Origin of the sequence: Halorubrum xinjiangense (genome assembly GCF_049604745.1) — an archaeon.
GTDB lineage: Archaea > Halobacteriota > Halobacteria > Halobacteriales > Haloferacaceae > Halorubrum > Halorubrum xinjiangense_A.
The window spans coordinates 2,501,643-2,523,603 of sequence record NZ_CP187140.1 but is presented as its reverse complement, the minus strand read 5'-3'; the positions used below and the strand labels follow the sequence as shown (position 1 = coordinate 2,523,603).

The 21,961-nt window shown below is 60.4% G+C and carries 26 protein-coding genes and 1 pseudogene; 15 read left to right on the top strand and 12 right to left on the bottom strand.

The genetic code is table 11. The features are described from left to right. Window positions 1-512 precede the first annotated feature (512 nt). A complete protein-coding gene (locus ACOZ35_RS13885; RefSeq protein WP_424014121.1) occupies window positions 513-986 on the bottom strand; it encodes an ArsR family transcriptional regulator in 474 nt (157 codons plus the stop codon). Window positions 987-1,101: 115 nt separating this feature from the next. On the opposite strand from ACOZ35_RS13885, the gene ACOZ35_RS13880 reads away from it, so the two are divergent. Further along, the gene (locus tag ACOZ35_RS13880; protein ID WP_424014120.1) at window positions 1,102-1,896 is read left to right on the top strand and encodes a hypothetical protein; all 795 of its coding nucleotides are present in this window, start codon (window positions 1,102-1,104) and stop codon (window positions 1,894-1,896) included. A gap of 62 nt (window positions 1,897-1,958) precedes the next feature. Here ACOZ35_RS13880 and ACOZ35_RS13875 read toward each other — a convergent pair. The 3 genes and pseudogenes from ACOZ35_RS13875 to ACOZ35_RS13865 all read right to left on the bottom strand — a co-directional run. Next, window positions 1,959-2,135: pseudogene (locus ACOZ35_RS13875) on the bottom strand (nucleotidyltransferase family protein); the annotation flags it as partial. Between the two features lie 81 nt (window positions 2,136-2,216). Continuing rightward, window positions 2,217-2,717 (bottom strand): DUF7529 family protein, encoded by a 501-nt coding sequence (locus ACOZ35_RS13870; protein WP_424014119.1) that lies wholly within the window; start codon window positions 2,715-2,717, stop codon window positions 2,217-2,219. 95 nt (window positions 2,718-2,812) lie between these two features. Further along, window positions 2,813-2,983, bottom strand: coding sequence for an HVO_0758 family zinc finger protein (locus ACOZ35_RS13865; RefSeq protein ID WP_424014118.1), 171 nt, complete (start codon window positions 2,981-2,983; stop codon window positions 2,813-2,815). Window positions 2,984-3,100: 117 nt separating this feature from the next. On the opposite strand from ACOZ35_RS13865, the gene ACOZ35_RS13860 reads away from it, so the two are divergent. The 5 genes from ACOZ35_RS13860 to ACOZ35_RS13840 all read left to right on the top strand — a co-directional run bounded on the left by ACOZ35_RS13860 (window position 3,101) and on the right by ACOZ35_RS13840 (window position 10,394). Beyond that, on the top strand, window positions 3,101-5,812 hold the full coding sequence (locus ACOZ35_RS13860) for a dipeptide ABC transporter ATP-binding protein (RefSeq protein ID WP_424014117.1): 2,712 nt from the start codon (window positions 3,101-3,103) through the stop codon (window positions 5,810-5,812). Between the two features lie 565 nt (window positions 5,813-6,377). After that, the gene (locus tag ACOZ35_RS13855) at window positions 6,378-8,066 is read left to right on the top strand and encodes an ABC transporter substrate-binding protein (RefSeq protein ID WP_424014116.1); all 1,689 of its coding nucleotides are present in this window, start codon (window positions 6,378-6,380) and stop codon (window positions 8,064-8,066) included. Between the two features lie 28 nt (window positions 8,067-8,094). Continuing rightward, window positions 8,095-9,114, top strand: coding sequence for an ABC transporter permease (locus ACOZ35_RS13850; protein ID WP_424014115.1), 1,020 nt, complete (start codon window positions 8,095-8,097; stop codon window positions 9,112-9,114). After that, a complete protein-coding gene (locus ACOZ35_RS13845) occupies window positions 9,111-10,040 on the top strand; it encodes an ABC transporter permease (protein ID WP_004598842.1) in 930 nt (309 codons plus the stop codon). The genes ACOZ35_RS13850 and ACOZ35_RS13845 overlap by 4 nt, the downstream gene beginning before the upstream one ends. 3 nt (window positions 10,041-10,043) lie before the next feature. Continuing rightward, window positions 10,044-10,394: a DUF7268 family protein gene (locus ACOZ35_RS13840; RefSeq protein ID WP_424014114.1), complete on the top strand. Its 351-nt coding sequence runs from the start codon at window positions 10,044-10,046 to the stop codon at window positions 10,392-10,394. Window positions 10,395-10,417: 23 nt separating this feature from the next. On the opposite strand, the gene ACOZ35_RS13835 is transcribed toward ACOZ35_RS13840, so the two are convergent. Next, complete coding sequence (locus tag ACOZ35_RS13835) at window positions 10,418-10,861, bottom strand: VanZ family protein (protein WP_424014113.1); 444 nt, start codon at window positions 10,859-10,861, stop codon at window positions 10,418-10,420. Window positions 10,862-10,976: 115 nt separating this feature from the next. Here ACOZ35_RS13835 and ACOZ35_RS13830 point away from each other — a divergent pair, with 115 nt between their 5' ends. The 4 genes from ACOZ35_RS13830 (at window position 10,977) to ACOZ35_RS13815 (ending at window position 14,184) form a co-directional block, all read left to right on the top strand. After that, window positions 10,977-12,077 (top strand): DUF4330 family protein, encoded by a 1,101-nt coding sequence (locus ACOZ35_RS13830; RefSeq protein WP_424014112.1) that lies wholly within the window; start codon window positions 10,977-10,979, stop codon window positions 12,075-12,077. A 125-nt stretch (window positions 12,078-12,202) separates the two neighbouring features. Then, a complete protein-coding gene (locus ACOZ35_RS13825; RefSeq protein WP_424014111.1) occupies window positions 12,203-12,847 on the top strand; it encodes a hypothetical protein in 645 nt (214 codons plus the stop codon). A gap of 47 nt (window positions 12,848-12,894) precedes the next feature. Continuing rightward, on the top strand, window positions 12,895-13,722 hold the full coding sequence (locus ACOZ35_RS13820; protein WP_424014110.1) for an undecaprenyl-diphosphate phosphatase: 828 nt from the start codon (window positions 12,895-12,897) through the stop codon (window positions 13,720-13,722). A 213-nt stretch (window positions 13,723-13,935) separates the two neighbouring features. Beyond that, window positions 13,936-14,184, top strand: a complete 249-nt coding sequence (locus tag ACOZ35_RS13815) for a UPF0175 family protein (protein WP_424014109.1) — start codon at window positions 13,936-13,938, stop codon at window positions 14,182-14,184. A 475-nt stretch (window positions 14,185-14,659) separates the two neighbouring features. On the opposite strand, the gene ACOZ35_RS13810 is transcribed toward ACOZ35_RS13815, so the two are convergent. After that, the gene (locus ACOZ35_RS13810; protein WP_424014108.1) at window positions 14,660-15,904 is read right to left on the bottom strand and encodes an RNA-guided endonuclease InsQ/TnpB family protein; all 1,245 of its coding nucleotides are present in this window, start codon (window positions 15,902-15,904) and stop codon (window positions 14,660-14,662) included. Between the two features lie 254 nt (window positions 15,905-16,158). Then, window positions 16,159-16,314: a hypothetical protein gene (locus ACOZ35_RS13805; protein WP_424014107.1), complete on the bottom strand. Its 156-nt coding sequence runs from the start codon at window positions 16,312-16,314 to the stop codon at window positions 16,159-16,161. A gap of 98 nt (window positions 16,315-16,412) precedes the next feature. Here ACOZ35_RS13805 and ACOZ35_RS13800 point away from each other — a divergent pair, with 98 nt between their 5' ends. The 5 genes from ACOZ35_RS13800 (at window position 16,413) to ACOZ35_RS13780 (ending at window position 19,799) form a co-directional block, all read left to right on the top strand. Further along, entirely contained in the window at window positions 16,413-16,820 is a 408-nt protein-coding gene (locus ACOZ35_RS13800; RefSeq protein WP_424014106.1) for a helix-turn-helix domain-containing protein, read from the top strand. A 280-nt stretch (window positions 16,821-17,100) separates the two neighbouring features. Further along, window positions 17,101-17,331 (top strand): DUF433 domain-containing protein, encoded by a 231-nt coding sequence (locus ACOZ35_RS13795; RefSeq protein WP_424014105.1) that lies wholly within the window; start codon window positions 17,101-17,103, stop codon window positions 17,329-17,331. Between the two features lie 180 nt (window positions 17,332-17,511). Further along, window positions 17,512-17,877 (top strand): MarR family transcriptional regulator, encoded by a 366-nt coding sequence (locus ACOZ35_RS13790; protein WP_424014104.1) that lies wholly within the window; start codon window positions 17,512-17,514, stop codon window positions 17,875-17,877. Next, window positions 17,870-18,211 carry a hypothetical protein gene (locus tag ACOZ35_RS13785; protein WP_424014103.1) on the top strand — a complete coding sequence of 114 codons (342 nt, stop codon included), beginning with the start codon at window positions 17,870-17,872 and terminating at the stop codon, window positions 18,209-18,211. Before ACOZ35_RS13790 ends, ACOZ35_RS13785 begins: the two co-directional genes overlap by 8 nt. A gap of 205 nt (window positions 18,212-18,416) precedes the next feature. Further along, complete coding sequence (locus tag ACOZ35_RS13780; protein ID WP_424014102.1) at window positions 18,417-19,799, top strand: ATP-binding protein; 1,383 nt, start codon at window positions 18,417-18,419, stop codon at window positions 19,797-19,799. 115 nt (window positions 19,800-19,914) lie between these two features. Here the strand turns inward: ACOZ35_RS13780 and ACOZ35_RS13775 are convergent, their stop codons facing one another. The 5 genes from ACOZ35_RS13775 to ACOZ35_RS13755 form a co-directional block, all read right to left on the bottom strand. After that, the gene (locus tag ACOZ35_RS13775; protein WP_424014101.1) at window positions 19,915-20,211 is read right to left on the bottom strand and encodes a UPF0175 family protein; all 297 of its coding nucleotides are present in this window, start codon (window positions 20,209-20,211) and stop codon (window positions 19,915-19,917) included. Between the two features lie 284 nt (window positions 20,212-20,495). Continuing rightward, window positions 20,496-20,918, bottom strand: coding sequence for a hypothetical protein (locus ACOZ35_RS13770; RefSeq protein ID WP_424014100.1), 423 nt, complete (start codon window positions 20,916-20,918; stop codon window positions 20,496-20,498). Window position 20,919: 1 nt separating this feature from the next. Further along, window positions 20,920-21,180 carry an AbrB/MazE/SpoVT family DNA-binding domain-containing protein gene (locus ACOZ35_RS13765; protein ID WP_004598831.1) on the bottom strand — a complete coding sequence of 87 codons (261 nt, stop codon included), beginning with the start codon at window positions 21,178-21,180 and terminating at the stop codon, window positions 20,920-20,922. A 109-nt stretch (window positions 21,181-21,289) separates the two neighbouring features. Then, window positions 21,290-21,508 carry a hypothetical protein gene (locus ACOZ35_RS13760; protein ID WP_004598830.1) on the bottom strand — a complete coding sequence of 73 codons (219 nt, stop codon included), beginning with the start codon at window positions 21,506-21,508 and terminating at the stop codon, window positions 21,290-21,292. Between the two features lie 22 nt (window positions 21,509-21,530). Further along, window positions 21,531-21,944 carry a hypothetical protein gene (locus ACOZ35_RS13755; protein ID WP_424014099.1) on the bottom strand — a complete coding sequence of 138 codons (414 nt, stop codon included), beginning with the start codon at window positions 21,942-21,944 and terminating at the stop codon, window positions 21,531-21,533. Window positions 21,945-21,961 lie beyond the last annotated feature (17 nt).

Sequence of the window (21,961 nt, the reverse complement as noted above, 5' to 3'; positions counted from 1 at the left end):
GGTTGATGATGACCCCTGTTACGGAGAATCGAGGAGAAAGCCTCGCGCTTCAGCGCGGGGATGAATCCGACAGTTCTCTACACTAACGACGAACTCCTGTCCGGATGGTTTAAATGAGTAGTTGTCCGACTACCAGTTAGCCGAGGCGGTCTATCCGCCCCACTAATCGGACAATATCGGGATTCCCTACTTCAAACGGAAGAAACCCTCTTCCGTGCCGAAATAGGGTATAGGCGATAAGAAGTACCTCCAAATCCTATGCCGAGATAGGAGTAACAGCTGATTGGCACAGCCAGTAGCCGTCATCGGGGCAGCTACAAACCGTAACCATCCCAAACCAGCGGTGCGGGGCCGTGGGAATCTTCGCCCTTCAGGGCGGAGAGGATGTCAAGTGCCGAACCGAACGGGAAACGACGCGTACGTCGACGCTCGCGACAGCGACTACGAGTTCGGCTAGGAGCGGTACTAGAGGAGAGATCTCAGCTTTCGAGGGATACTCTCACTACGTCTCTTCAGTTTCTGGCGGTGAGGTCGGGTTCATCGAACGTGAGTGCCTCCGCGACGGCATCCGGAAGCTCCGGGCGGGGTGCCGATTCGTGGCGTCCGATTTTCTCGGTCTTGCGCGTGTTTTCGTAGAGAGCGCGTGCGACCGGGAGCCCACGGAGATACTTGTAGTCGTGGAGAACCTCAACGCCTCGCTCCGTGAACCCGTAGAACTGGGACGGGAGATCACGCTTCCCTTCGCTCGGTTCGTATGTGTAGCGTGCGAGAAGCCCGGCGTCAATCAGCGTCTCCAGCTGGTCTTTGATGGCCGCCTGGCTTTTCCCCGTCATATACTCGAGTTCGGCGAGCGACATCAGATGGGTTGGGTGGCCCAGCAGCTCCTGGATGATGAGATGGCGCGTATCCTGAGACAACAACTTGAACAGCCGCCGCTGTTCCGCAAACGGCCCTGCATCGGCTGCGCTAATGTCGGTTCCGCTCATGCGAGATGATACGAGGAGGGGCAATATAACAGTTAGGGTGATCCAAGTTAGTTAATATAGAAAAAGCCAAACTGGTTCAAAAGCGATAAGATGTTGTGGTTTGAATCGACAGCTAATGAGCGATCCAAGTCCTCCACCGGATGCTGCGGATATTATGGCTGTCGTTGACGAGGCCGTCGGCGGCATCGAACTTGACCCAGCGGAGAAACGAGCGATCTGGCGGTTCACGCGGCGCGAATTGCCATATCTCTGGAGCCAGCGGACATCGTATTTTATCTTGGGGAGCTATCGCGACCCCTATCTCCGCCGGCTTCGTGCTGTCCAAAACGAGCTCACGAAGCAGCTCGGTGCCTATCCGTTTATCATGGGTGACCTTCTCGAACTTCCGACTGACCGGCTCAATACGTTCGATATTATGTTTTCGTTGCTTGCGACTTACAGTGACTATATCGTCGGTGTCTTCGAGAAAGAGAGTGGTGGTGAGGCGCCTGAATTGGGTGAGATCGATGGCCCACCGTACTTCGATAAATCGTACGTGTTCCCACGTGACTACGCGTGGGTGACTGATTCGAATCTTGAATCGACACAGCACGTCAGTCAGGCCGCCCTTGAGATTGTGTTCGCAGACGATTTGTCGGAAGATGAGGTCAAATCAAAGGTCGACTCGCTTGTTGACCGCGCACAAGAGAGCGGTCTCGATATCGACGAACAGAATGTTTGGGATCTGATCGACGAGCGGACAGATGAGCAAACAGAGCCAGCAACGTACAGTTGGGTCCATCTCAACAAGTTCCGCAAATTCGAACTCCACGATCGATGCGTCCCGTGGACGACAGAGGACGAGCTTCGAACCGCGGTTGACGAACTCCCGTCTCCGACACCACGTCCAGAGTGGGAATCGAATGAGTAGGTCACTCGAGGGTATTCTCAAGCACTGCGGCTGAGTCACCAACAAAGGGTAAATCGGGCGACATAGCCAGCGACGACAACGAATTCGCCGACAACCCCAACCGCAGTGTCAAAGGCGCGTTCAAGTAGTGAGCGGTCCCCCACTGGAAGCAGCGGTTTCGGGCGGCGATCCGTCAGCGGCCGCATGCGAGTCCCACGGCCGGCCGCAAGCACGACTCCGTACCTGTCTGATGTCGACAAGAGGACAGGGTTTATTGGCTGCGGTCGTCGTCTGCCTGCTCAACAAGAAGCGGCTCCAGTTAGGAGATAGCGACCGCGACGTTACGCGTCTCCAGTGTCCTGAGGCGGAAACAGTGGGGTCGGATCGTCATGGTCGAACTCAATCCGCTCGTCTCCAGAGAGAGCGTGACAGTAGGTCGTCATCGCGTCACCAGCCCGGACGCGATCAAGCATGCGATCCGCTTCGGTAACTCGGTAGTACAGGGGAAGACAAAACACGGTTTGAGTTGTCGTTGCCCGAAACACCAGCGTCAAATAGACAATTCCGTTCTCATGGGCACGAAACGCTTCGAACTCATCAAACTCATCCATCTCAACTAACTCCACTAACCGTTCAAATTCCGCACCAGACAATAGCACGTCAAGCCCGACCTTCTCATCTGCGGAGTCACCGGGTGCGGGGACCGGGACGACGTCACCGGGGACCGGGGCAAACACTGTCCAGCCACGGTCTCGGTACTCTTCAGCGGTCGCACGACACTCCTCAATAACCGTGTTCCAAGTATCGTCGTCGTCGGCGAGTGGATGCTCTTCAAAGTCCATACACGGCGTAGGCAGTCGACGGCCGGTAAAACTTCCCTCCTATCTATCGATGTATTGGTGATATCCGGCCACACCACAAGACCCGCAACGGCCAGTCACGGCAGATCTTTGTATTGTGTGCCGCACTCTGGACAGGTGCGGAGATCAAACACAGTGTTCGAATCAGTCGTCGTCTTTAATACTTTCTCACAGTCTGTACAAGTAAGGCGCTGATAGGTGTCCTTGTATAGGTCATCATCACGGAGTCCCTTTCGTGTCGACTTCATGTGATCCTGTGCTCCATCGATCCGGATATAGCCTCCGTAATAATGACAAAAAAGACAGTGACCCTGATATAGAACGGAAGCCAAAACTATATCCATTGACAGTCGGATAATCGCCATATGCCTCCGCTGCTTTCACTTTCTGATCTCCACACCCAGTTCTCGACAGAACGGGGACAGGTAAAGGCAGTCGACGGAATCGATCTCGAAGTTCGCGAGGGCGAAACAGTCGGTCTTGTCGGCGAATCAGGCTCCGGAAAAAGCGTCACGGCGCTATCAACAATGGGCCTTGTTGATGACCCTGGTGAGATCGTCAGCGGGAGCGTCGAGCTGACCGACGCGCGACTCGCTGACGAACTCCGTAGCCGGTACGACGCTACCGGGTTTATTTCTGGTGACACAATCGACCTCACCGCCGCCCCTGAAGAGGCACTCCGGTTCGTCCGTGGCCGGGAAGTGAGTATGATCTTCCAAGACCCGATGACATCACTAAATCCATCGGTAACTGTCGGTGAGCAGGTCGCCGAGAGCCTCCGTCTCCACCAGTACGGGGGGCGTCGCAAAGACTCCTGGCTCAATGCGGTGCGGGAGATCATTCCGAAGATCAGCCGTGACATAGACGAAGAGATTCGTGAAGAGACTATCGAAGTACTCGAGGAAGTGGGTATCCCAGAACCCGGCGCGCGGGTTGACGAGTACCCGCACGAGTTCTCCGGCGGGATGCGCCAGCGAGTACTCATCGCGATCGCATTGGCCTGTCAGCCAGGGTTGCTCGTGGCGGACGAGCCAACGACCGCGCTTGACGTCACCATCCAAGCACAGATCCTTGATTTGATTGATGACCTCCAAGCCGAGTTGGGGATGTCTGTGTTGATGATCACCCATGACCTTGGGGTCGTTGCCGAAACCTGTGATCGCGTCGCAGTCATGTATGCGGGCGAGATTGTCGAGGAAGGACCAGTTGAGGAGATATTCGGGAATCCGTCGCATCCGTACACGTACACTCTCTTGGAGTCGCTCCCCACCGAAGAGAAAGAACGACTCACACCGATCGAGGGAAACGTCCCTGATCTCATTGATATGCCGACCGGATGCCACTTCGCGCCGCGGTGTCCGTGGGCAACCGAGGAGTGTACGGACGGCGAGATCCCGTACCTCCAACATGGGGGAGAAGACATTGACCACCGCTCAAAGTGTGTCATGGAGTCGTTCGACACAGGTGACTACGGCGACGGCGCGGTCTCTCCTGGACGTTCTCGTTCGATCGGCGAGCCGCTCGTTGAAATCGACGGACTCAGGAAGTACTATGAGCAGGCCGACAGCGTGCTTGACCGGGTTCTTGGTGCTGACGATCGGAGCGTGAAGGCAGTTGACGGGATCGACTTTACAATAAATCGCGGGGAGACGCTGGGGCTCGTTGGCGAATCCGGCTGCGGGAAGTCAACTGCCGGTCGAGCGCTGTTACACCTTACCGAACCCACCGACGGACGAGTAGTATTCGCTGGGACTGATCTCACGGATCTCGACGGGTCGGAACTACGAAAGACCCGGAAAGATCTCCAGATGATCTTCCAAGATCCGCTCTCATCGCTTGATCCGAGACAAACCGTCGGCCAAACAATCCGTGAACCACTATCGATTCACGACCTACCTGAGAGCGACCCGAAGGTCACGACTGAGGCCGCAGTGACAGTCTCTGGGATCGCTCGCGACCGGGTCGACGTGACAGTTGACAATGATATCGACGCTATCGTTGGCTCTGGTGACGGTGTGGCAACTGCTCACATCGACGTAACGGTCACGGGCGACACGGTTGACGTCGATGTCCGTGAACACCTCGGCGTCGAGGGGACTGTCGAGCGCACTGACGCCGGCGACATCAAACGGATCTCAGTGAAAGTTTCTGCCGGCGACAGCGACCGGCTTCGCCGGCAGCGGCGGGTCCGACAGCTACTAGAGGCAGTCGGGCTTGAGGTGGGACAATACGATCGGTATCCCCACGAACTATCTGGGGGGCAGCGCCAGCGTGTTGGCATCGCACGGGCGCTCGCAGTTGACCCAGAGTTCATCGTCGCCGATGAGCCTGTTTCCGCACTCGACGTGAGCGTCCAAGCGCAGATCCTCAACCTGATGGAAGACCTTCAGGATCGGTTCGATCTAACGTACCTGTTCATCGCACACGACCTCTCGGTGGTACGGCACATCAGCGATCGGGTCGCCGTTATGTACCTCGGAGAAATCGTCGAGGTGGCCGCCACCAACGAGCTGTTCGCGGATCCACAGCATCCGTACACAAGGGCACTGCTCTCTGCGATCCCTGAGCCGGATCCGACGGCAGATACAGATGATCGAGTTATACTCGAAGGCGACGTACCGTCGCCGATCGACCCACCTTCGGGATGTCATTTCCGGACCCGGTGTCCCTCAGTAATCCCACCAGATGATCTTGATATCGAACAGGAGATGTACCGAGCAATAATGGACTACCGTCAACGCGTCGAGCGAGAGGCGATCGATGTCGAGACAATTCTCGAGACGGCCGACACCACACCTGAACAGGCGGCAACCGACGGCGGTTCCGCGCCTACCGCTCAAGCTACCGGCGACTCGGTCCCGCTCGAGGCAGTTGAGGCGGTTCGTAATGCCCAGTTCGATCGACCCCCAGAGGGACGAGCTGGAGAGGTCGTCGATCGCTCTCTCAAGCTGGTGATCGGCGGGCAGTGGGAAGAAGCAGCAGAGATCTTAGCGGAAACGTTCGCAAGCGTCTGCGAGCGCAAGGATCCAACGCTTTCAGACGGTGACCACCCGGCAGCGTGTCACCTGATCGACTGAACGGCTCTCTCGTTGGAGCTGTCGTGTTACGGAGAATCGAGGAGAAAGCCTCGCGCTTCAGCGCGGGGATGAATCCGACAGTTCTCTACACTAACGACGAACTCCTGTCCGGATGGTTTAAATGAGTAGTTGTCCGACTACCAGTTAGCCGAGGCGGTCTATCCGCCCCACTAATCGGACAATATCGGGATTCCCTACTTCAAACGGAAGACACCCTCTTCCGTGCCGAAATAGGGTATAGGCGATAAGAAGTACCTCCAAATCCCATGCCGGGATAGGAGTAACGGCTGATTGGCACAGCCAGTAGCCGTCATCGGGGCAGCTACAAACCGTAACCATCCCAAACCAGCGGTGCGGGGCCGTGGGAATCTTCGCCCTTCAGGGCGGAGAGGATGTCAAGCAACTGATCGGGTGCTATGCCGCGACAGCTACACAAGCACAGACCAGCAGGGTGAGAGAAAATAAGATGGAGAGACAGACTTCGAAAGCAAACAGTTAGGTGGATCAGAACAATCTATCCGATTCGTTCGGTAGGTTTATACTAGTAAATGCTCAGATACTATCTATGTCATCCGGCGACACGGACGTTTCACGGCGAAAGTTCCTTGGAGCTGCTGGCGGCGCCGCAGTGACGGTTGGGCTCGCTGGTTGTTCCGGTAACGACTCAAACGGTTCCGATGGTTCAGACGGAGCGGACGGCTCCGATGGCGGAGACTCCAGCCTCCTCCGGTATGGCCGCGGAAGCCATTCCGCGACGCTGGACTTCCAGAACAGCACAAGCGGCGAGGTCGCAAAAGTCACCGAACAGATCTACGACACGCTCGTTAATTTCGAGCCGGGCGAGTCAACGCTCACCGACGGGCTCGCCTCGGATTACACGCTTGAAGGCGAGACGGCGTCGCTCACACTGAAGGAGGGAGTTACGTTCCACAACGGCGAAGAGTTCACCGCACAGGACTTCGTGGCGACGTATCGCCGCTTCGTCGATTCTGAGTACGAGAACTACGCCGGAGACGACTATGTCTCGGCGTACGGTCCGTTCACGCTTGGCAGCTGGATTGATGAGATTCAGGTTGACGGCGACTACGAGCTGACAATTCAGCTCACACAAACGTACGCGCCGTTCCTGCGTAACCTAGCGATGTTCGCAGCCGCGGTACACTCTGAGGCCGCCATTGAGGAGTATGGAACCGATCTGTCAGAGAACGCAGTCGGGACGGGTGCGTTTGAACTCGACACCCTCGACGACTCTAACGAACAGGTTCGACTCACCGCATACGACGATTACTGGGGCGACGGCCCGGAAGTCGATGAAGTCGTATTTGTCACGGTCGGTGAGAACTCCACCCGTGCGCAGTCGCTCGCGAGTGGTGAACTCGACATCATCGACGGACTCGGCGCACAATCTTCCCAGCAGATAGAAGGCACTGACGGCGTCGAACTGGTACGCACCGAGGGTATCAACATCGGCTACATGGCGTTCAACATCGCGGAGGTTGAGGAGTTCCAAGACCGCCGCGTCCGGCAGGCGGTTAGCCACGCGATCAACACCGAAGCAATCGTCAACCAAATCTACTCCGGCTTCGCGACGGAGGCCAGCCAGCCCCTGCCGCCAAACGTGATGGGTCACAATGACGACCTCGATCCATACGCATACGACCCAGAGCAAGCACAGACCTTGCTTGAGGAAGCTGGCTATGGTGACGGATTCTCTTTCGAGCTGGCGACGTTCCAGAACCCCCGCGGATACAACCCCTCGCCGATCCAGACGGCCGAGACTGTCGCCTCCAACCTCAGTGAAGTCGGCATCGAGGTGGAGATCAATCAGCAGTCGTTCGCTCCATTCCTCGAGTACACCGCACAGGGTCGCCACGACGCCTGCTTCCTCGGATGGTACACTGACAACGCGGACCCAGATAACTTCGCGTACGTTCTCCTTCATCCGCAGGTCGAGGACAGCGAACTCACCGATGGCCAAGACTGGGTCAGCTTTGACGCTGAGGGGTACAACACAAGTAACCGCTCGGCGTGGGCGAACAGCGAGTACATGTCACTCGTCGAGGAAGCTCAGCAGACAAGCACCGAGAGTGACCGCGTAGAGTTGTACAACGAGGCGATGGAAATCGCTCACGACGAGGCACCGTGGGTGTACCTAGACTACGCTGAAGAGTTACGGGGAGTGGCCGACAGAGTCAGTGGATTCCAGATTGCCGCGATCAGCGGCCCGTACCTGAACCTGGTCTCGCTGGAGTAGTCAAACACTCCACCTCACCTATCCGTTGATGTTTCCAAAACGATTCGTACTGAAGCGGCTGCTGTTGCTCGTTCCGGTGTTAATTGGAGTGGCGACGCTAGTTTTCTCTATCCTTCATATTTCGCCGGGCGATCCAGCACTCACAATCGCCGGGGAGCGCGCAAGCCAAGAGTTTGTCGAGCGCATTCGCGCTGACTTAGGGCTCAACGATCCGATCTGGGTCCAATATATTGATTTCCTCGGGAACGTCGCGCAGTTCGACTTCGGGGAGTCGTATGTCATTAACCGGAACACCAGCGTGCGGGAAGTACTCACCGACACCCTCCCGGTGACACTTGAGCTGGCGCTGTACGGTCAATTATTCGGCATCCTGTTTGGGATCCCGCTTGGCGTGTTGAGCGCGGTGAAACAGGACACGATTACCGATCACGCCACGCGGGTCGGCGCGCTTACCGGCATCAGCGTGCCGATCTTCTGGAGCGGCCCATTGCTGATCCTGTTGTTTGCGCAGGTACTCGGTGTCCTCCCAACCAGCGGGCGGATCTCATCAGTGTACAGTGTTGCCGATATCCGCGTTACAGGAATGGTAACAATAGACACTCTTCTGGCCGGTAATTGGGAGATGTTCCGTTCAGCGGTCAGACACATGCTCTTACCGGCGCTTGTGATCGGCGTGTACTCGATGGCGCTTATTTCACGAATGATGCGCTCATCGATGCTAGAAGTCGTCAGGCAAGATTACATGCGTACGGCCCGCGCAAAGGGCCAAGGTGCGAAGATCACCGTGTTGAAACATGGATTTCGTAACGCCCTGATCCCGGTTGTCACGATTATCGGCATCCAGTTCGGGGGCCTCCTCGGTGGCGCAGTGCTGACCGAGACTGTGTTCGCGATCGGTGGGATCGGAACCCTCCTTGTTGAGGCGATCAGGGTCGGCGATTATCCGATTGTCCAAGGAACCGTCCTGACGTTCGCGCTCCTGTTTACGCTGGTGAATCTCATCGTCGACGTAACCTACTCGTACCTCGATCCGAGGATCCAACAATGAGCACCGAAACACTCACCGACGGAGAGACAGAGACGAAGAGTCGTGGGTTCATCGACCGGGTTCGCGCCTCGCCGTTCCTCTCACAACTGTTGTCGAATCGGCTCGCGCTGGCTGGACTCGGTATCATTGTTGCGATGCTCGTGGTCGCGATCTATGCGCGATTAACGCTTGACTTGGAAGTCATCTCTCGATCACAACTCGGTACGAATCCGAACCGCGCCGCTCCGAGTTTGGAGTACCCATTCGGGACCGACGGGCAGGCGCGAGCCCTACTTCCGCGTGTTGGGTACGGCGCGTGGTACGCGATGCTGTTTGGTACGGTGACCGTCGGCGCATCAACGGTGCTGGGAGTTGGCCTTGGGATTATCGCCGCCTACTACGGTGACATCACCGACAACGTGATCATGCGGACAATGGACGTGCTGTTAGCGTTCCCCTCGCTGCTCTTAGCGCTCGCACTCGTCTCTATTTTCCCGGACGAACTCGGACTCTGGCGGGCAGTTGCGGCACTCACACTAGTGTACACGCCGCGGTTTGCCCGTGTCGTCCGTGGAGCCGCACTCACGGTGTTGGAAAATGAATATGTCGACGCGACTGTTGCCCTAGGTGCCGCAGATCCCCGGGTACTCGTCCGGCACGTGTTACCGAATTGCCTCGCGCCGATTACTGTTCAATCAACACTGAATTTCGGGCTGGCAATAATCGACTTAGCCGCGCTCTCATTCCTCGGGTTCGGTGCCTCTGCCGGCACACCTTCATGGGGGCTAATGCTCTCAAACGGTGTGAGTCAAGGGCTACTCACCGGCGTCTGGTGGTGGTCGTTCTTCCCCGGACTGTTCCTCGCACTGACCGTCCTCGGGTTCAATCTGCTTGGCGACGGGATGCGGGACGCGCTTGACCCCCGGATGCGAGAAGCAGTCGACTGATCAATGTTATTGCCACCGGCTCTTTGGGAGCGGAGCCGACTCGTTGCTGGCGGTGCTGTCGTCGGGGCCGCTGCCACGCCGGTTTTTGTCGTCGGAACGAACATAATTGGAGGTATTGGGCCACTGGCTGCCGCCGAAACGGCGTTCGCATTCGGCGGCCTCTGGTTTGGGTTCGCTCTTCTTGGCTGGGCCGGATCTGTGGCGTCCGGCGAAGCTATCGAGGCCACACAGGAGTTCCTCGACGCAGACACCGGCTGGACCGAGCAGCGATCACGACGTGCGATGGCGCGAATTGCCGGATTTGGTGCTGGGATGATGTTTGTTGCGCCAGTTATCGGAACAGCCGTCGGTTAACCGAGCTGTTTCCGCACAGCCGGTCAAACAGGCGCTTCAAGTTCGTCTACCCGCCGCACCCGGTAGAAACGCACCCATCGCGTTACCACCCGCCAGCACATGACCGCGACGGCCGCTCCGACTGCATTCACGAGTAAGTCACCGAAATCGGCGGTGCGCGCGTCCAGTGTCGACTGAAGTAGCTCAATACTGCCCCCGTACCCGACGGCAACAAAGAACACGACAACCAATACGGTCCAGTCGCGCCATGACCGGTCTTGGAGCGCGTACGCGAGCGTCACTGCGAGGCCGGCGTACGCCAGCCCGTGGAGCCACGTGCTGTACGGGAGGATACCGAACGGTCCCGTCCGAATTACTCCACTACCCGGCGGGGTGACCACTGAAAAGTAGAGAATCGTCGCCGCAACCGCGACGACGCCCGCTAGTCGGAAGGAACGCGGCACAAGCGGGAGCCGCAAACGACTCATTGTGTCCACACTCCTGAACGACCGACAAAAGCCTACGGGTTCGGGGCGTCGAACGGGTACGCTTTTTACCCGCGCGCCGGTCATCGATGGTAATGCTGCGCTCGGAGGTACCTCCATGGAGTTGATCGACGACGAGGGGCGGTTGTTCGGCCGCGTTAACGTCATCGACGCGCTCGTCGTGTTGCTGATTGTCGCCGTCGTCGTTGCGGGTGCTGCGTTCATGTTAACCGACGATTCGGCTCCGGCACCGGAGACAAACACCACCTATGCGACGCTCGATGTCGGCACTGTCTCACCATACGTCGTCGACGCAATCGAGGAGGGTGATTCCTATGAACCCGACGGCGCGTCGGCGCTCCGGATAACAGATGTTCATCTCACGCCACAGGGCGAGGACACCCGTGTTGTCCTCCGCGTGGCACTTGAAGGCGAACGCAACAATCAGGACAGTCTCACGTACGCAGGGGCCCCGCCGCGGCTCGGGCGGACGCTCGACATCACCACCGACCGCTACCAGATCGACGGGCAGATCCGTTCTGTGGGCGACAGCGACGCATTGGCCACCGAAAAACAGCGCGTACTCCTGTCCAGTCAGGTCGACACGGGCACCGCAGCGGACGTAACTCCCGGCGATGAGATCCGCCTGAGTGGCCGCACCGTCGCCCATATCGAAGACGTGACCACCTACGCGACCAACCGGCCGACCCAACGACAGCTCCTCGTCGAGGCGACACTCACAGCCCACCACCAGCAGGATCGGCTCCGTTTCGGCGACAGTACGGTCAGACGCGGCCAGACAATTACCCTCCCGACGAGCGATTACACGCTCGAAGGACAGATCGAACAGGTCGGTGGCGACATCAATGTGGGTGCGACGACGACGCGGACCGTTACCCTCCGGATGGAAGAGGTCCGCGAGGACTTCGCGGACGCGATCGAGCCGGGGATGGTCGAGCGCACCGGCGACACCACTGTCGCACGCGTCACCGGCGTGGAAACAGAGCCCTCGCTCATCATCGCCACCGGGGACGACGGCAGCGTCAACGTGGTCGATCATCCGGTCAACCGCGAGGTGACGATCACGGCGGACCTCCAGCTCCGGGAAACGCCGAGCGGGCTCGCGTTCAAAGGCGACCAAATTCGCCAAGGATCGACCGTCACGCTCGATCTCGGCACGGCTACCGTGGAGGCGACGGTCGTCTCCGTGAACCGGTAACGCGCCCAGCGGAGACGGTGGCCACGGCCACAATACACGCGGCGCGATACCTCCTGTGAGTGTTGCCGGCCAACTCCCAGACACAGACGCAACACACATGAGGCCGGACGCGAAGGTCCAAACAGATGGGTGACGAGAGGGGGACGGGCACACAGGCCGGAAGCGTGCTCCGGCGAGCAGCCCACCAGTCACGTCTGGGTCAATTGTGGCGTCGAGCGGCCACCGCCGTGCGCAGTTCATACCTGTACCGCTGGCTCACCGCAGAGCCAGATCCGGAAGTGATCGTGATCGACCTCCGTGAGACGTGGACGGTCGGCCCGGTCATCCTCCTCCTCGATGCGATCCTCGATCGACTGCTCCCCGCGCTCGACGACTCGCGGGTCGCAGCGGCGGCCCGCACCGGCGCAGCGTCCACGTTGGCAGCGCCGGCGGTGGTGGGCGGGCTGGCAGTCCTCGTGGCAGGCCTCGCCCTCGTGCTGGTGAGCATCGCGGCCGGAACCCTCGGCACGACACGGCTCGGCCTCGCGGCCGCCCTCACCGTTGTAGGCGTGAGCGCAACGCGTGAGCGCCGGAGTTGGGCCGAGCTCCGCGAGACGCGCCCGGTCAAACTCCTGGTTGCCGCCCTCGAACCCCCGGCGCCGCCAGACGAGTCGGAGCCAAGCGCAGCCCCAACTGAAGACACAGGCGATCCCACGGCAACGGATACTGACGACCCCAACCCACCTGAGCAGGACGCGAACACAGACGGCCAGACACCCGCCGAGCGGTAACCCACAATCGTCGCCTTTTACCTGTCCACCCGCCTCCAACTCCGATAGTGACCACCACGGAGCTGCTCGTTGCGATACTCGCTGGGATCGTTCAGGGTGTTGTCGAGTGGCTCCCCGTCTCGAGTCAGGGGAACCTCTCGCTCGTACTCACGTTTGTCGGCACGGATCCCGCCGTCGCCGTCCAGCTCGCCTTGTTCCTCCAGTTGGGAACGACGCTGTCGGCCGCGACCTACTACCGTGCCGAGATAGCGACCATCCTCAAAACACTCCCCGGGTGGCGTCCCACGAGAGCGTACGACGCCGACCACGCGATCGCGACGTACGTCGTCGTCGCGTCGCTGTTCACCGGGCTCGTCGGCATCCCGCTGTACGTCCTCGCCGTCGACCTCGTCAGCGACCTCACGGGGGGTGTCTTCATCGCCGTCATCGGCGTCCTTCTCGTAATCACCGGTCTCCTCCAGCGCGCCTCAGACAGCGTCAGCATGGGCGGCCGCGAGATCCCCTCCCTCGTCGATTCGATCCTCGTCGGCAGCGCGCAGGGGTTCGCCATTCTCCCCGGGATCTCCCGGTCGGGCGTGACCGCGAGTACGCTGTTGTTCCGAAGCTACGACCCGCCGACCGCGTTTCGGCTCTCCTTTCTGCTGTCAATTCCCGCATCCGTTGGCGCGGCCGCGCTCACCGTCGCCAGCGCGGGCGGGCTCCCCGGAATCGCCCCGGTGCCCGCGGCGGTCGCGCTCGGCGTGAGCGCCGTCGTTGGCTACCTGACGATCGACGCGCTCATGCGCGTCGTCGAGCGCGTGCCGTTCGCAACGGTGTGTTTCGCGCTCGGTGCGCTCGCGATCGTCGGCGGGGGCGGGATCGCGCTCGTCGTGTGATCTGTGGGTCCCGGCTACGCCCCGATCGGCCAACAATACGTTTCAATACACCGTTTACTCAGTGCGGGAAAACTACGAATCGCGGTCTCGAAGCCACCCTGCGACGTCCCGCTGGAAGCGCTCGAACCAGTGGCGATCCTCGTGGAGCCCCCGACCTCGTGGTCGGACCCCCTGAGCGGCGATAGTACGTTCCGCGGCGTCGAACCGGTCGGTATGAGCAGTATCGATCTGCCGTCCGGGGTGCTGGACGCGATCGCGGCACCGCCGGCGGACCGCGAGCCCATCGTTCGGCAGGAGCTCGCCGTCTCGCTGTACAGAGCGGAGTACCGCTCCTTTGGGACGGCACGGGAGCTCGCCGGCCTCTCGAAGGCGGAGTTCCATCGGCTGCTCGGCGAGCGTGAGGTCGAGCGTCACTACACCGAAGACGACCTCGCGCTCGACGTCGAGTACGCTCGGGAATGACGGTCGTCGCGTTCTGGAGTTGCGTGAGTGGGGAGAAGGGGTGCGGCTCGCGACCGACGGAGACGCAACTCTGGTGAGATGCGGTCGGGACCGACTCAGGCGACGCTTCTGCCGAGGGAGACGGCCCGATCGGCACCGAGGGCGGCAGCGCGCCCGGAACGCCGGCTCAATCCAACGGATCGAGGTCACCGCGACGCTCCCGATGCGTAAGCTAACCCACGGCTAAAGCCCTGTCTTTTACCCACAAGTTCACTGAGTCCCAAACAGACGTTTCAGACGCTGTCGAACCCAATCTATTCTCGGAAGATCGAGGTGAGGAATAATTCGGGCGGTGATATCGACAGTGGGGGGTTGCTGAATGTGGTAAGCGAGATCAGCAAAATCGTCTCATAGGAGTGTTAAATCTGTAGATATCGAGTCTTTGGTCGGATTTATTGACCGCAACAACGACTCGATTTGTGGGTAAGAGACAGGGCTAAAGCCGTGGGCTTTCAGCGTGGACTCCCGCTCTGGCCGAATCATCGGCAGGAGGTTCATACTCTCCATTCGCATTCAACATCCCGCTGTTTAAGCGCACGCCTACGGGTGCGCCTCCACCGGAGCCAGTTTGGTTCCGGCGGAGATACCGCAAACCGATGTTCTTCGCGGCGTTGTAGTCGGCGTGGTTCTCGTAGCCGCATTTCTGACACTTGAACGACTCATTCTCGCGGTTGTCGGGGTGGGTGAACCCACACGTCGAACACCGACGCGACGTGTTTTCCGGGTCAACCTGTTCCACGTCGATACCGTATTCGGCGGCCTTGTATTCAACGTATTCGTACAAGCGGTTGAACGCCCATTTGTGACCCCACGACGCGCCGGTTCGCTCACGAATGTCGGTTAAATCCTCAAACGCTATCACCGAACACTCGTGGTCGCGGGCTTCAGCCACCAACTTGTTCGCTATCCGGTGAATCGTCATTTTGAACCGACCTTCTTCTTTGCGTCCGACAGCCTGTATATTCTCGTGTGCCCACCGTGTTCCGCACTCTTGTAGGTCGCCACGTCGGTTCTCGTATTCCTGCCGCCAGTGGTCGAACTCGTCCCCCGTCCAGAACGTGCCAGTTGAGGCAACTGCGAGATTATTCACGCCGAGGTCAACCCCGAGAACCGTTCCGTTCTCGGTGGCATCTTGTTCCGGCGTGTCAGACTCCGCGTCCTTCTTACAGTGAATGTGGAGCATCCAGTTGCCGTTCGTGTAGTGCAGTTCTGCTCCCGTGGTTTCGTACTCGTCTGAAAAGAAGTATTCAGCGTGGGGCGTGTCTCGTTCTTTGCCGGGAAGCACGTAGTCGGCTTCAATCCGCCCGTCAACTGTTGCCAACGACACGTACTCGTCGTGGAAGGTGGCGGTACGGTGGTCGTAGACGAGGTGTGGGCTGGTAAAGTGGGGCATCGACGCCTTCTTGCCTTGCTTCCACTTCTCGACCACGCTTTTACAGGCTTCAGCAGCCTTGTTTCGGGCGGCTTGGACGTGATTGCTGTGCAACGCGGTTCCCTCGCGCACGTCCTCGTAGGTGTCGTCGTTGAGCGTGGTTTTGCTGGTCGTGACGTACTCACCCTCGAAAGCGTGGCGTGTGACGTAGTTAGCCGCCCACAGGAATTCGTCCACGGTGTCTTCGAGGAGTGCGGCGTCGTCACTGCCCACGTCAAGTTTCACTGGGACAGTACGCCGCTTCTCCATATGTCATATGTAGGGCCAATAATTCAAAAATATTGGGAGTTGGCCCTGCCGTAGTCGGTGGATTTTTGCACAGAGTGTACGCGCTTCCTCCCACCCGTGAACGGCTGTCTCTTACCCACAAATCGAGTCGTTGTTGCGGTCAATAAATCCGACCGAAGCCTCGATATCTACAGACTTAACACTTCTATGGGACGATTTTGCTGATCTCACTTACCACATTCAGCAACCCCCCACTGTCGATATCACCGCCCGAATCACTCCTCACCTCGATCTTCCGAGAATAGATTGGGCTCGACAGCGTCTGAAACGTCTGTTTGGGACTCAGTGAACTTGTGGGTAAGAGACAGCCGTGAACGGGTGGGTTTCCGCGCTGTATCCGCCATGAGATCCCGCGTGATCTCGACGGTCATACGCCGCTGTCCAGCCGCAAGTATATAAAAAAATAGTGTTTTTAAGAGATGCTGGCTTGAGAACGACTAAGAGCCTCTCGTCCGTAGGTTGCGACGAGATGGCGACGAACCATACGGTCGAGGGAAACGCTCCGGAGGACCCGGAGGATCTCCTCCCGGACGAGAGCGTCCTCACGCTCGACGAGTACCTCGCGATGCATGCCGCCGTCGGACACCGCACGCGATACGAGATCCTCTACCGACTCGTCCACGGCGGGGACATGAGTCCGAAGGAACTCGAAACAGCGATCGATATCGACGACAGCACCCTCCACTATCATCTCAACGAACTCGTCGACGTCGGGCTCGTCGAAAAACGGCAGCGTACCGACCGTGGGCAAGACGGTCTGTACACGTACTACCGGGCGACGGTCTTCGGAGCGGTGACGCTCACGAGCGGCGTCGACGAACTGATCCGCGGCGAGCGGGAGTTCGAGGCCATGTACGACAATTCGGCCGAAGCGTGAGAGCACGTCGAATGTAGTAGAAGCGGTACCCAAGTTGGAGCCGCGACTCGCGAGCCGAACAGGACCGCGAAGCGGACGTCCGCCTCCGCGAGATACCGCCGGATCGCGGCCACGTCCACGCCCTCGACGGGCGGTTCCCCGTGGTTCGCTCCCGCCATGTCGTCCACCAGTACGGCGGGGGACAAAGCCGTTTGGTGGTCGGCGGAGCGGTCCGAGATGAGCCCTCGACGAGGATCCGCTGGACCATGCGTTTCACGTCGGTACGTGTCGATTCTCCGGCATGAGAATCGTTCGGGACAGCGACCACAGCGACGGGGCGCCGACCGTCGAGGAGACGGGAATCCGCGTGAAAGACGTCGCGTCGGCGTCCGAACACAGCGGGTACAGTCCCGACGAGATCACGCAGCTGTACCCCGACCTCACGCTCGGCGACGTCCACCGAGCGCTCGCGTACTACTACGACCACATCGACGACTTCCGGTCGTCGTCCTCCGGGCCGGCCTCAGCATGACTCGGCCGCTGTACTGCGACGAGAGTATATGAATTTGTGCTCCGGGTCGGCTCCCTGAGCGGCGATAGTACGTCCCGCGACGTCGAGCAGTCGGTGACGGCTCGGTACGAGGAGCCGTCAGCTACCGCGATCTCGATTACAGTCGTTACAGCTATTACGTCCGCGGGCGTACCGGTGTGCGTGCCCATCGACATCGACCGGTTCGAAGATGGTTCGAGTCGCGACCTCCGGGCGGACGGGCGGACGAACGCGGAGACGATTCTCTCCTTCCTGGCCGGGTCGCCCGAGAAGGCGTACACGCCGAAGGAGATCCACGAGGCGACGGGCGTCGCGCGCGGCAGCGTCGGCGTCGTCCTCTCCCGACTGGAGGACCGGGAACTCGTCCGCCACCGCGGCGAGTACTGGGCCGTCGGCGACGCCGAAGACGTCGAGACGACGCTCACCGCGCTCGCCGGGTCGCGCGCGCTGTCGGAGCGTCTCGGTCCGGAGGACCCCGACGAATGGGGGCACGGCGTCGAGTCCGAGGCCGAGCAAGCCGATGAGTGACCGGCAGGGCGAGGTCTGGTGGGGACCGGCGCCGCACAAGTCCGATCCGGCGTATCGACCGTGGCTGATCGTCAGCGGAGACGCCCACCCGTTCTCGGCCGTCGAGTGTCTCGTCGTGGGGATGACCACGACCGAGCACCCGGACGGTATCGCCGTCACCGACGAGGACTGGATTCGAGGCGGATCGGACGTGGCCGCGTACGTCTCGCCGTGGTACGCGACCACGATCAAGTATCGCGACTTCGACGACCAGCAGGGCGAACTGGCTCCGGAAGTGGTTCGGAAGACCGTCGACGCGCTCCACCGATACACGCCGCGTCCCACCGAGGCGTGACCGGACGGAGCTTCTTGAGTTCGGTGGTGCCGACCTCGGAGACCGTCGCCGACGGACACCACCGTCGCTCGTCGGAACGGGCGACACTCGGAAGGACGGCAGACGGCCGTCACTTCGGCGGGTGTCCCCGGGTGGAAATAAGAACACGAATGTCATCGCTGACCCGAACATCTATTATGAGCGCGATAATATTATCGCCCGCATAATGATAAACCGGGAGGCGGAGCTCGAGTGGCTCACGTCGCATCTCGCGCGCGCGGAGCGACAGCTGCTCGTCGTGTACGGCCGACGGCGGGTCGGGAAGACGACGCTGGTGACGACGGCGCTCGAGACGCTCGACGACGCGTCGGTCTACTACCTCTGTGACGAGCGGGGCGCGACGCACAACGCCCGCCGGTTCGCGGCGCAGTGCGCCGAAACGTTCGACGACGTCACGCCGGACGTCGACGGGTTCGTCGACGCGTTTCGGTACCTCACGGCCCGCGTCGACGGGCCGTGCGTCGTGGCGTTAGACGAGTTCTCGTATCTCGTCGCCGAAGACGACACCGTCCCGTCGGTGTTTCAGACCGTCGTCGACGACGTGCTCGCGGGGACGGACGTCTCGCTCGTGTTGTTGGGCTCGTCGGTTTCGCTGATGAAGGAGGGCGTGTTGAGCTACGAGAGCCCGTTATACGGACGCCGGACCGGACAGTGGGAGCTCGCTCCGCTCTCGTTCGCGGACGTTCGCGGGTTCTTCCCGGACGAGGACCTGGAGACGCAGATCCAAGTGTACAGCGTCCTCGGCGGCGTCCCCGCGTATCTCGAACAGTTCGACCCGGAGCGGAGCCTCCTCGAGAACGTCGAGCGGGCCGTCCTCTCGAAAGGCGAGTTCCTATACGAGGAGCCGGAGTTTCTGTTACGGCAGGAGCTTCGTGAGCCTGCGACGTACATGGCGATCCTCGAGGCCATCGCCGGTGGCGCCACGCGTGTCACCGAGATCGCCAACGAGATCGGCCGCGACGCGAGCAGTCTCTCCCGGTATCTCCAGAACCTCACGCAGCTGGCGATCCTCGAGCGAGAACACCCGGTAACGGATCCTGACGGCCGGGGACTGTATCGATTGACGGACGATTTCCTTCGATTCTGGTTTCGGTACGTGGCACCCAATCGAGGAACGCTCGAACAGGGGCGCACGGAACCGGTCCGGTCGGCGATCGCCGAGACGCTGCCGACGCACACGAGTCGGACCTTCGAGACCGTGTGCCAGCAGGCGGTTCGGACGTCGGCGTTTCCCGTCTCCTGCTCGCGAGTCGGCCGGTGGTGGTACGACGGCGAGGAGATAGACGTCGTCGGGATCAATCAAGAAACCGAGACCCTGTTGCTCGGCGAATGCAAGTGGACCACAGATCCCGTCGGGCGAGCGGTGTTCGACGATCTCACGGCGCTCGAACCGGAGGTCCGATGGCGGGGACGCGACCGGGATGTACGGTACGCGGTCTTTTCCCGAGCCGGCTTCACCGACGAGTTACGGACCGCCGTCGACGAGCGATCCGACGCGTCGCTGTACGGAATCCGAGAACTCACGTCGCTGTTCGACGCCGAACAGTAGCAAGCGATTTCACCGCTACCCGACGACGGTCACGGACATCCCAGACAGCAGTTTCAACCGATCGACCGCTCCGATCGAACTTGAGACGGTGGTATCGACGAGCGCCATCCGCCGATTACTCGAGGAACGTCTCCAGGTGATCCTCGCGGACGGACTCGCTCAGGAATCCGGCCTCCCGGTCGATCCCCCGATCCGCGAGTTCGCGTTTGAAGGGCTCCGTCGAGACGCCGGCCAGTTCTGCCCCTCGGTTGAGACTCACCGCCCCGGTGCGGTACTTCTCGACCGCGAGCGAGAGCCGAAGCTCCGGACGCCAACGCAACAGCTCGCGGACGGCCTCCTCGACCACGGCGTCGGTGTCGTCGACGCCGCCGGCGGCCGCGATGGCATCGAGATCTGCTCCGAGCCCGGACATACGAGCCAATACGTCGGAACCACGGATAAATATGCTGTCGCGTCCGATCGAGCACCTGTTACGCACGGGGACGAGAGATGCGTCCCGCTTCGATTGTCTCGGAGCGTGACACCGACGGACCCGGGATCGACGCTCGGTCGCCACCGACGCGAGAGCGTGCGTGTCGCTGTTTGCGAAGCGGACAGTTTGGCCGCCAGTTCGAGTTCGGTGCCAGTCGGAGCGACGATGTCGAGCCGGCCGTCGTCGGACGATTTGACGGCGTCGATACGAGCGAATCTACGGCTTCAGTCGCGGGCCACTGACTCCCAGATCGTGTCGTACCCGGCGTCGCGGATGACACCGTCGGTCGTGAGGATCGCGTCCGTCTCCCGTGCGCGGTGGCTGGCGACGATCAGCCCGTCGTGGATGCTGAACTCGTCCAGCAGTTGCGCGTACGTCGCCAGCTCCGGCTCGTCGACGGGGGCGACCGAGACCGGCCCGTTTCCGACCAACGCCTGCCGGGCATCCTCGGGCGTCCCGGTGAGTGTGATCCCTCGGACGTCCTTGTCGCGGGAGACCGAGTACAGTACCTCGGCGAGAGCCGTACTCGGTGCCTCGATGACCGTTTCCCCGGCTTCTGCCTCGGCGAACACCTGGTCGGCCCCGTGCGGGAGCGCATCGACGAGATACGCCAGTAGCGAGACGGCGTCGGCGGTGTACGTCGCCATCTCAAGCGTCCTCGTAGTTACGGTCGCGGCGGTCGCGGACGCGCTGACCCAGTTCCGCTGCGATCTCCTCACGCTTCTCCGCGGAGGTGCCCTCGGGAACGAGCATCCCACGGCCACCAGTGCGGGTGCGCTTCTTTACAACGATCCCCTCGTCGGTGTCCATCCAGACGACCTCGTCACCGGGCTGTAAGTCGTACTTTTCGCGGAGTTCGTGAGGGATCGTCGCTTGGCCCTTCTCAGTGACACGCGTGGACTTGCTCATATCTAGTAATACTTCTCGTAATACCTTAGTCTTGTGGAGGTCGGACTGTCGCCGTTCAAGCGGTTACAACGGGGTAGAAGCAAGCAACACCGACAACCGCGTCGACCATCTATATGTCTCCCGTCGCGAGCCGACCGACGAACTCCCGGCGGTCCTGCTCCCGCTCGGTGGCGGTCTCCTCGTACTCGGCCTCGACCCGTTCGCGATAGGCGTCGACCTCCCGGTCGTCCTCGGCCAGCCCCGCGAAACGTTCCGGAGATGGTGTTTGCCGTCGGCACGGTCTCGCGTTCGGTGACGACGACGTGCCCGACGCGATGTCCGACCTCACAATCCACGTTCGTTTGGTTTAGTCACGAAAACTCGACGCGGACAGGCGCTTCGGGCCGGTAGTCATCGAGGGAGCCACCCCCTCGCTCGCCGAGAAAGACGATCGCGTCGAGTTCCCCGCGCGTGAACCGTGCTTCGTACGACCAGTGGAGTCCGTCTTCGATGTCGTCGCTCCGCCCATGGAATTCGAAGCTGCCGTGTATATTGTGGTCGAGCCAGAGTTCCTCGTCGACGGTCTGGGCGTTCGGTGCTCCAAGACCGATTCCACGTTGGATGCGGTCATCTGGGGGTGCGTCCTCACAAAATGAGACGTACTCCTCCCACGAGCCGAAGCCGTTATCGGCGGCTGCCGTCTGTTTTTCCTCAGACGTTTTTTCACGAAACTCTCGTTCGCGTCGGAGGAGCCGTCCGTCTGCGGTCAGCTTGTACGCTTGCATGGCTGGCCGGCCGATAT

What these genes read in the sequence shown, in the direction of transcription:
- ACOZ35_RS13885 (WP_424014121.1), bottom strand. Translation starts at nt 986, where the DNA reads ATGAGCGGAACCGACATTAGCGCAGCCGATGCAGGGCCGTTTGCGGAA.
- ACOZ35_RS13755 (WP_424014099.1), bottom strand. Translation starts at nt 21,944, where the DNA reads ATGCAAGCGTACAAGCTGACCGCAGACGGACGGCTCCTCCGACGCGAA.
- ACOZ35_RS13835 (WP_424014113.1), bottom strand. Translation starts at nt 10,861, where the DNA reads ATGAGTCGTTTGCGGCTCCCGCTTGTGCCGCGTTCCTTCCGACTAGCG.
- ACOZ35_RS13795 (WP_424014105.1), top strand. Translation starts at nt 17,101, where the DNA reads ATGAGAATCGTTCGGGACAGCGACCACAGCGACGGGGCGCCGACCGTC.
- ACOZ35_RS13840 (WP_424014114.1), top strand. Translation starts at nt 10,044, where the DNA reads ATGTTATTGCCACCGGCTCTTTGGGAGCGGAGCCGACTCGTTGCTGGC.
- ACOZ35_RS13860 (WP_424014117.1), top strand. Translation starts at nt 3,101, where the DNA reads ATGCCTCCGCTGCTTTCACTTTCTGATCTCCACACCCAGTTCTCGACA.
- ACOZ35_RS13850 (WP_424014115.1), top strand. Translation starts at nt 8,095, where the DNA reads ATGTTTCCAAAACGATTCGTACTGAAGCGGCTGCTGTTGCTCGTTCCG.
- ACOZ35_RS13855 (WP_424014116.1), top strand. Translation starts at nt 6,378, where the DNA reads ATGTCATCCGGCGACACGGACGTTTCACGGCGAAAGTTCCTTGGAGCT.
- ACOZ35_RS13800 (WP_424014106.1), top strand. Translation starts at nt 16,413, where the DNA reads ATGGCGACGAACCATACGGTCGAGGGAAACGCTCCGGAGGACCCGGAG.
- ACOZ35_RS13880 (WP_424014120.1), top strand. Translation starts at nt 1,102, where the DNA reads ATGAGCGATCCAAGTCCTCCACCGGATGCTGCGGATATTATGGCTGTC.
- ACOZ35_RS13870 (WP_424014119.1), bottom strand. Translation starts at nt 2,717, where the DNA reads ATGGACTTTGAAGAGCATCCACTCGCCGACGACGACGATACTTGGAAC.
- ACOZ35_RS13765 (WP_004598831.1), bottom strand. Translation starts at nt 21,180, where the DNA reads ATGAGCAAGTCCACGCGTGTCACTGAGAAGGGCCAAGCGACGATCCCT.
- ACOZ35_RS13770 (WP_424014100.1), bottom strand. Translation starts at nt 20,918, where the DNA reads ATGGCGACGTACACCGCCGACGCCGTCTCGCTACTGGCGTATCTCGTC.
- ACOZ35_RS13830 (WP_424014112.1), top strand. Translation starts at nt 10,977, where the DNA reads ATGGAGTTGATCGACGACGAGGGGCGGTTGTTCGGCCGCGTTAACGTC.
- ACOZ35_RS13780 (WP_424014102.1), top strand. Translation starts at nt 18,417, where the DNA reads ATGATAAACCGGGAGGCGGAGCTCGAGTGGCTCACGTCGCATCTCGCG.
- ACOZ35_RS13810 (WP_424014108.1), bottom strand. Translation starts at nt 15,904, where the DNA reads ATGGAGAAGCGGCGTACTGTCCCAGTGAAACTTGACGTGGGCAGTGAC.
- ACOZ35_RS13785 (WP_424014103.1), top strand. Translation starts at nt 17,870, where the DNA reads ATGAGTGACCGGCAGGGCGAGGTCTGGTGGGGACCGGCGCCGCACAAG.
- ACOZ35_RS13845 (WP_004598842.1), top strand. Translation starts at nt 9,111, where the DNA reads ATGAGCACCGAAACACTCACCGACGGAGAGACAGAGACGAAGAGTCGT.
- ACOZ35_RS13805 (WP_424014107.1), bottom strand. Translation starts at nt 16,314, where the DNA reads ATGACCGTCGAGATCACGCGGGATCTCATGGCGGATACAGCGCGGAAA.
- ACOZ35_RS13825 (WP_424014111.1), top strand. Translation starts at nt 12,203, where the DNA reads ATGGGTGACGAGAGGGGGACGGGCACACAGGCCGGAAGCGTGCTCCGG.
- ACOZ35_RS13865 (WP_424014118.1), bottom strand. Translation starts at nt 2,983, where the DNA reads ATGAAGTCGACACGAAAGGGACTCCGTGATGATGACCTATACAAGGAC.
- ACOZ35_RS13775 (WP_424014101.1), bottom strand. Translation starts at nt 20,211, where the DNA reads ATGTCCGGGCTCGGAGCAGATCTCGATGCCATCGCGGCCGCCGGCGGC.
- ACOZ35_RS13815 (WP_424014109.1), top strand. Translation starts at nt 13,936, where the DNA reads ATGAGCAGTATCGATCTGCCGTCCGGGGTGCTGGACGCGATCGCGGCA.